The organism is Halomicronema sp. CCY15110 (genome assembly GCF_016888165.1).
Lineage (GTDB): Bacteria > Cyanobacteriota > Cyanobacteriia > Phormidesmidales > Phormidesmidaceae > Halomicronema.
On sequence record NZ_JACSWC010000029.1, the window covers coordinates 1 to 3,013 of the forward strand.

Annotated in this window: 1 protein-coding gene and 1 pseudogene; both read right to left on the reverse strand. The window is 50.4% G+C overall.

What is annotated here, in order from left to right:
- A partial coding sequence (locus JUK32_RS00170; protein WP_204136855.1) for a DUF4347 domain-containing protein occupies positions 1-2,066 on the reverse strand: 2,066 nt, incomplete at its 3' end.
- A gap of 470 nt (positions 2,067-2,536) precedes the next feature.
- A pseudogene (locus JUK32_RS00175) lies at positions 2,537-3,013 on the reverse strand (hypothetical protein); the annotation flags it as partial.

A 3,013-nucleotide genomic window follows, 5' to 3' on the forward strand; every position in this document is an offset into this window, starting at 1 on the left:
CCGGGAGCGCGCCCCTCATCCATGCCAAACAGCACAAAGTGCTCAAAGCCGTAGCGCATACTCCCCTGCTGCACCGCTGCTGCCACATCGGGATTAGCCTGTAGGTACGCCGCTTCATCAAAGAGTGGAGCCACTCTCAGCCCACCCACTTGGATATTGAAGTCTACTAAGCTGCTTTGATAAACCACACCAGTTTTAATGGCAATACGGGAAACCCAGTGCTCAAAGTTTAGGAAAGCATTACCCAAAGGTAGGGTAGGCCGATTAGTCTCCAAGGTTGGCTTATTAGTCCCCAAGTTTGGCTGGGCCTCGGTGGCGAGGGTAAAGACATTGCCATCCCCAAAATCAACCCCGCGAAATGTCACCACATTGCCGTCAATCTTGCGTCCCTGGGTAAATGCCATCGAGTTGCTAAAGTCGGTGTCAGTATCGATCAACAGAGCAAAGTCCTGAATTTCGGCAAGGTCATATCCCAAGCCTGTCAGGTCAAAGCTAATATCAACCGTACCGACTTCCCCCGTTTCAGCTACCTGCCAGAGGCGACTCAGGCGTTCTCGATAAGGCATTGGAGTATTGATACTGATACCTGTGGCGTTGGCATCATCGTCGTTGTTCCCAATTAGCAAAAACTCTCCATTATTTAAGTCAGAGGCATTGCTAAGGGTGACGATACTATCGTCATTGCTGCTGCGAGACTGGGTTTGCTGGAGGGTGCTGAGAGGGTCTTGCCCAATACCAAAAATGTCATTAGCGTAAAAACTATTAGCCCCGTCGGTATCAAAAAGAAGAGTGCCAGCGGTGCTGGTGTAGTCGGCATTGATTAGGGTCGTACCATATTTGATTGCCAGATATGTCTCGACCTTGTTGCGCTCGGCGGCATCTAAGTCGTCGTTATAGATTAGAATTTCAGCAATTTGCCCCTCATAATTGGGGTCAAAGTTACTGCTTTTACCGATAAAGTTAGCGGTCCGTTGAACATTAGTCGGCTTGTCAATAAACCCTGCCCCGCGCAACTCACCATTCGCCAGAAAATCGACGGCGTTGGTGTTTTTTTGAACTACCCCATAAATCTTAAATTGGTCATTATCAATGACATCGTTAGTCGTAGTGTTTGCCACCAAAAATTGGTTGGGGTTAATAACAGTGCCGTAGGCCAAGTCGTTGTTGGTATTTCTCCTAGAGAAGAAAACAGCGTTTGTGACGTTAGTTGGGAAAGTAGTGTCACTAAAGTCAAAAAATCTTGCGAAGTTGCTGCTGGTGTCCGGCTTAGCGACGACGAAGGCAGACAACCCCCCGGTAAAATCGGCAAAGCCTGCGGGTAACTCAACATAGCCGCCCGCAAAGCCAATAGTGGGGTTGCCGTTGATGGCATTGAGATTCAGCGTAACTGCACCGGTGCCAGTGCCATCCTGAGTGTTGCCAGACTGGTCAGCCCAGGCAGTGACAGCACCCCCACCCTGGGTGACACCAGCATCAGCCTTGAGCCAGAGCTGCTGGCTATTGCCCCCTCCAAAAGCCGGCAAAATACCCGAATAATGTTTGAGGTCAATCGGGGGGAGGGTCACGGTACCGAGTTGGTATTCTAGCTGCGCGTCACCTCCCCGCTGAGGATTGCCGGTGGGCGTTTGTGAGGCGGCAATGTTGGCTCGGGTGAGCTGCCGTAACTGCTGAAGAAAGGCCCGACCGATCTGGCCTTGCGCCACTTCGCAGCCATAGATGAAAAAATCAGTATCGGCAGCAAAAAACTCTTGCCAAGATCTGATCTGCTGACTGTACTGGGGCAAGGTGTCGTGATTAACACCACTATTACCAATGTAAAGTTGTCCGGGCGCACCATGACTGATGATGTGGAGGCTGCGAATGGCTGCCTTGCTGTGTTGAATGGCCGCAGTGAGTTGGGCAATACCATCTTGAGCAGCGTCTAAAATGAGCACCTGGGCATCAGCTCTGATGTGGCTGATGATGCTGGCGTGATCGGCTACCTGGGCCGCGATCGCAACTAAGTCTCGATCCTGAGCGATGACGGTCTGCTGGTGAATGAAAGCAGTTGAAGTTCGACTAGACATAGGTTCTTGATATAAAAAATAACTGCGTAAAAGAGAGACTTGTGATGTCAGTTTGAAGACAACTGCATCGTGAGGGATTGTGTACTAAGGGCGATCGCACCCCTCGAAAAACGAACAGTTGAGGTTGTCAATCATGCATACTGCACTGACAAATATTATTGACTTCTCGTGCGTATAATTGCCGATTTACCAGTATCAAATTATTCAAAACTTTGTGGAGACTACAGAAAGTTGTTCAAAACTTTGCAGTGCCCTGACAATCGGCGAAATTGTAGTGCTGAGCTACTGTTTCTCCGATCTAATAAATATGAGGGGGCCGACCGAGAATCGTCTTATATAACTGATAAGTGTCTTATATAGATTAATGATGTGTGCTGATGGCATCAGCACACATCATTAGAAGTCTTAAACCTTTGTGAAGAGGGCGATCGCCTCGCCCCTCCTCAAGCCAGCCGCCGATGGCCATCGTTTTACACCGCAACCCGCCCCTCCGCACGGCCAAACAGGAGATAGTGCTCAAAGCCACTGGCAAACGCCCCCCCGGCAACAGCGGCAGCCACATCGCCATAGCGCTCCAGATAGGCACTCTGGTCAAACAGTGAGGACGGGTCGCGCCCTTCGCCTTGGCCAAAGGAAAAGAAGTGGTACATGCCTAAAGCAAAGCTTCCTGCTTGTACGGCGGCCGCGACATCGGGGTTCTTTTCTAGATAAAAGGCTTCATTGAAGAGAAAGCCGGATTGACGACCTTCTTCAATTCCGAACTCGGCATAGTGTTCGAAGGCGCTGTCAAGGCCGCCCGCCGCGATCGCACCCTTGACATCGGAATTGTTGAGCAAGTAATCATCGGCATCAAAAAACGCGTTAGGATTGCGACTTTCCGAGTGCCCAAAGGCAAAGAAATGGGCGATCGCGCTGCTCACAGTCCCATTCTCCACAGCCACAGCCAC